At 65.0% G+C, this 3,724-nt stretch carries 4 protein-coding genes; all 4 read right to left on the bottom strand.

Annotated features, from left to right (window positions below):
* On the bottom strand, nt 1-1,168 hold a 1,168-nt coding region (locus Y706_RS27870), incomplete at its 3' end, for a nickel-dependent hydrogenase large subunit (protein WP_043435070.1).
* 25 nt (nt 1,169-1,193) lie between these two features.
* Nucleotides 1,194-2,252 (bottom strand): NADH-quinone oxidoreductase subunit B family protein, encoded by a 1,059-nt coding sequence (locus Y706_RS0106245; protein ID WP_028275918.1) that lies wholly within the window; start codon nt 2,250-2,252, stop codon nt 1,194-1,196.
* Between the two features lie 55 nt (nt 2,253-2,307).
* On the bottom strand, nt 2,308-3,240 hold the full coding sequence (gene hypB, locus Y706_RS0106240; RefSeq protein WP_028275917.1) for a hydrogenase nickel incorporation protein HypB: 933 nt from the start codon (nt 3,238-3,240) through the stop codon (nt 2,308-2,310).
* Nucleotides 3,241-3,242: 2 nt separating this feature from the next.
* On the bottom strand, nt 3,243-3,572 hold the full coding sequence (locus Y706_RS0106235; RefSeq protein ID WP_028275916.1) for a hydrogenase maturation nickel metallochaperone HypA/HybF: 330 nt from the start codon (nt 3,570-3,572) through the stop codon (nt 3,243-3,245).
* Between the last annotated feature and the right edge of the window lie 152 nt (nt 3,573-3,724).

The following is a 3,724-nucleotide window of genomic DNA, read 5'->3' as shown; positions in this document are numbered from 1 at the left end:
CGCCGCCGGTATCCAGCGCCAGGTTGTTCTCGCCGTCATTCCACCGCGGTGACATCACCCAGCTGTACTTGTCCTCGAGGTCGCGCTTCTGTGGCCGCGGGTTGGTGTGCTGGTTCCAGGGGTGCCGGCGGTCCACCGGGTTGCCCAGCGGGTCGCGGGTGACGAACATTTCCTGGTCGCCCCAGTCCTCGTAGTAGGACGAGCCCAGCATGATCCGGATCCCCAGGTTGATGCGCACCAGGTCCGTGGTCACGAGTTTGCCGTCCACCACGACGCCGGGGGTGACGAACATCTTCCGGCCCCACTCCGTCATGTCCTTGTAGGCGAAATTGCAGAACTCCGGGTCCTGGAAGGACCCCCAGCAGCCCAGCAGGGTGCGCCGCAGCCCCACCTGCTCGTACCCGGGCAGGGCCGCATAGAAGAAGTCGAAGAGGTCATCGTGCATCGGCACGACCTTCTTCATGAACTCCACGTACCGCATGAGCCTGGTGATGTAGTCCGTCATCAGCTGGATCGTCGCCACGGTGCCCACGCCGCCGGGGTAAAGCGTGGAGGGATGGACATGCCGGCCCTCCATCAGGCAGAACATTTCCCGGGTCATCCGGCTCACTTGCAGCGCCTCGCGGTAGAACTCCCCGGTAAACGGGTTCAGCGAGCGCATGATGTCCGCGATCGTGCGGTAGCCGTGCGCGGCTGCCTGCGGGGCCGGTGTGTTCTCGGCTTTGGCCAGCACCGACGGGTTGGTTTCGGAGACCATCTTCTCGCAGTAGTCCACGCCGACCAGGTTCTCCTGGAAGATGTTGTGGTCAAACATGTACTCGGCGGCCTCGCCCAGGTTGACGATCCATTCGCCCAAGTGGGGCGGCTTCACGCCGTAGGCCATGTTCTGCGCGTAACAGGAACAGGTGGCATGGTTGTCGCCACAGATTCCGCAGATCCGGCTCGTGATGAAGTGCGCATCCCGGGGGTCCTTGCCGCGCATGAAGATGGAATAGCCGCGGAAAATCGAGGACGTGCTGTGGCATTCCACCACTTGGTTGTTCTTGAAATCGACCTTGGTGTAGATGCCGAGGCTGCCGACGATCCTTGTGATCGGGTCCCAGGCCATCTCCACCAGGTTCTCGCCCGCGGTACCGTCCGCCGAGGGCATCGGAATCGTCGAAGTCATTGCATTGCCTCTCTGCCTAGCGTCCCTACCAGGTCCGCTTGGCGCCGGTCAGCAGATCATTACCGGGTTTGCGCCAGCGGGGTTCCTGGTCCAGCGTGTGCTTCGTGATGTTCCGCAGTGTCCTGATGGTCTTGCCGTACGGCATGACCGACGCGGTCGACAGCTTGCCGCCGGGAGGTTCGTCCATGAACGGCATGAATTTGTCCGGGAAGCCCGGCATTGTGCAGCCGATGCAGATGCCGCCTACGTTGGGGCAGCCGCCGATTCCGTTCATCCAGCCGCGTTTGGGCACGTTGCACTTGACCACCGGTCCCCAGCAGCCGAGCTTGACGATGCACTTCGGGGACCCGTATTCGGTGGCGAAGTCGCCCTGTTCGTAGTACCCCGCGCGGTCGCATCCCTCGTGCACCGTCTGGCCAAACAGCCAGGTCGGCCGGAGCGCCTCATCCAGGGGAATCATGGGGGCCTGTCCGGTGGCCTGATACAGCAGGTACGTCATGGTTTCGGAGAGGTTGTCCGGCTGGATGGGGCAGCCCGGGACGCACACGATCGGGATCCCGGCTTTGGAGCGCCAGTCATACCCGAGATAGTCGGGCACCCCCATGGCGCCGGTAGGGTTTCCGGCCATGGCATGGATGCCGCCGTAGGTCGCACAGGTCCCGGCGGCGATGACCGCCGTCGCCTTGGGCGCCAGCCGGTCCAGCCACTCGCTGGTGGTGATCGGCTGTCCGGTGTCGAGGTTGTTGCCGAAGGCCGCCCAGTAGCCGCCCGCGGCGTGCAGCTTTTCATTCGGGATGGACCCCTCCACCACCAGCACAAACGGCTCCAGCTCGCCGCGGTCCGCCTTGCGGAACCACTCGAGGAAGTCGTCGGCGCCTTGCTGCGGGCCGCATTCGAAGTCGATCAGCGGCCAGTGCATGGCAATCTTGGGTAGTCCGGGAAGCGCCCCAAGGGCTATCTCCTCGACGCTTGGCTGGGTTGCCGCCGTCAGGGCCACGGAGTCACCGTCGCAACTGAGTCCGGCATTGATCCACAGGACGTGGATCAAGGTTTCTTCCGCTTTCAATGCAGTAGCTGTAGGCATCGTTGCCTCCTTCGGAGCCCGCCCTGTGGCCGAGGCTCGAATGTTGCGTCAACGGTCAAACTCGTAGTCCGCCAGAGCGCGGCGCACTCCCGGCGGCAGCCGCCGCGGGGTGGGGATTCTTCCGGATCCACTCCAGCCAGCCGTCCATGCCGTCGCCGGTGGTAGCTGACAGGGTCAGGACGTCGACGCCGGGATTGAGCAGGCGCGCCTGGCGCACGCAACGTTCGACGTCGAACTCCACATAGGGGAGCAGGTCTGCTTTGTTGATGATCACCAGGTCGGCAGCCAGGAACATATGGGGGTATTTCTGTGGTTTGTCATCGCCCTCCGTAACTGAGATCACCACGACCCGGGCCGATTCGCCGAGGTCGAACAATGCCGGGCACACCAGGTTGCCCACGTTTTCGATGAAGAGTGTCGATCCGGGGACCGGATCCAGCGCGCCCAGCGCCCGCTGCAGCATCCCGGCGTCCAGGTGGCAGCCCGCCCCGGTGTTGATTTGGATCACCGGCCGCCCGGTGGACCGGATCCGGTCGGCGTCCAGCGAGGTCTCCTGGTCCCCTTCGATCACACCAATGTCCAGCTCACCGGCAAGTTCCCTGATGGTCCGAACCAGGAGCGTGGTCTTGCCGGCCCCCGGGGAACTCATGACATTGAAGGCCTGGATGCCGCGTCCTTCCAGCCAACCCCGGTTCCGTGCGGCCAGGAGGTCGTTCTTGGCGAGCAGGTTTTCCTCCAGGGAGATGAGGGTCCGTCCCTCCGCCGCGGGGCTGTGCCCGGCGTCGGCCGTCCCGGGGGATTGGGGACGCGGATGGCCGTGATCGTGCTCGTGATCGTGGGGATGGCCGTGATCGTGCGGATGCTCGTGCGGATGCGGGTGCGGATGTTCGTGCGGGGCCGCAGCAGCGGGCAAGATGTCGTGCACAGTGCCGTCGAGGTCCCAAACCCTGGTGCCGGCATCGTCGCCGCATCCGCACGTCGCACACATGTCTACGCAACCTCCACCGAGGTGACCAGGAGCTCCCGGCCACTGACGACTTCGACATCGGCACTGCCGCAGGGGCAGAGCAGAAACATGTCCTCAAGGACGAACTCGTCGCGGCAGCTGCGGCATCTGGCCCGGCCCTCGGATTCATCGATCGTCAGGGTTGCCCCGGCCAGCGGCGTGTCAGCTGAAACGACTTCGAAGCAAAAGCGCACGGCGTCCGGGAGGACGCCGCTCAAGGGCCCGATCCGCAGGTTGACGCCCGTCACGGAGCGGCCGCCGGTCCGGTCCAGGACCGCCTCCACAAGACTTTGCGTGATCGAAAGTTCGTGCATGAGCCGCTGCCACCTCGTCGTTTCAATGTAGGCCTGCGGGGTACAAACTTCAATATCTCCGGGGCCGCCGGAACGCGGGCCCGGCTGCCTGCTTCACCCCCCCGGCTGCGCGCCTGCGGGCCTCCCCCTTGGCGTCCCCCCGGGCGTGCCTG

Source organism: Arthrobacter sp. I3, assembly GCF_000520575.1.
Taxonomy (GTDB): domain Bacteria; phylum Actinomycetota; class Actinomycetes; order Actinomycetales; family Micrococcaceae; genus Arthrobacter; species Arthrobacter humicola_A.
The sequence above is the reverse complement of the archived record's forward strand: the minus strand, read 5'-3'. Positions and strand labels throughout refer to the sequence as shown.

Excerpts from the sequence above, each read along its gene's own strand:
- Y706_RS0106245 (WP_028275918.1), bottom strand. The coding sequence starts at position 2,252 with ATGCCTACAGCTACTGCATTGAAAGCGGAAGAAACCTTGATCCACGTC.
- Y706_RS0106235 (WP_028275916.1), bottom strand. The coding sequence starts at position 3,572 with ATGCACGAACTTTCGATCACGCAAAGTCTTGTGGAGGCGGTCCTGGAC.
- hypB (WP_028275917.1), bottom strand. The coding sequence starts at position 3,240 with ATGTGTGCGACGTGCGGATGCGGCGACGATGCCGGCACCAGGGTTTGG.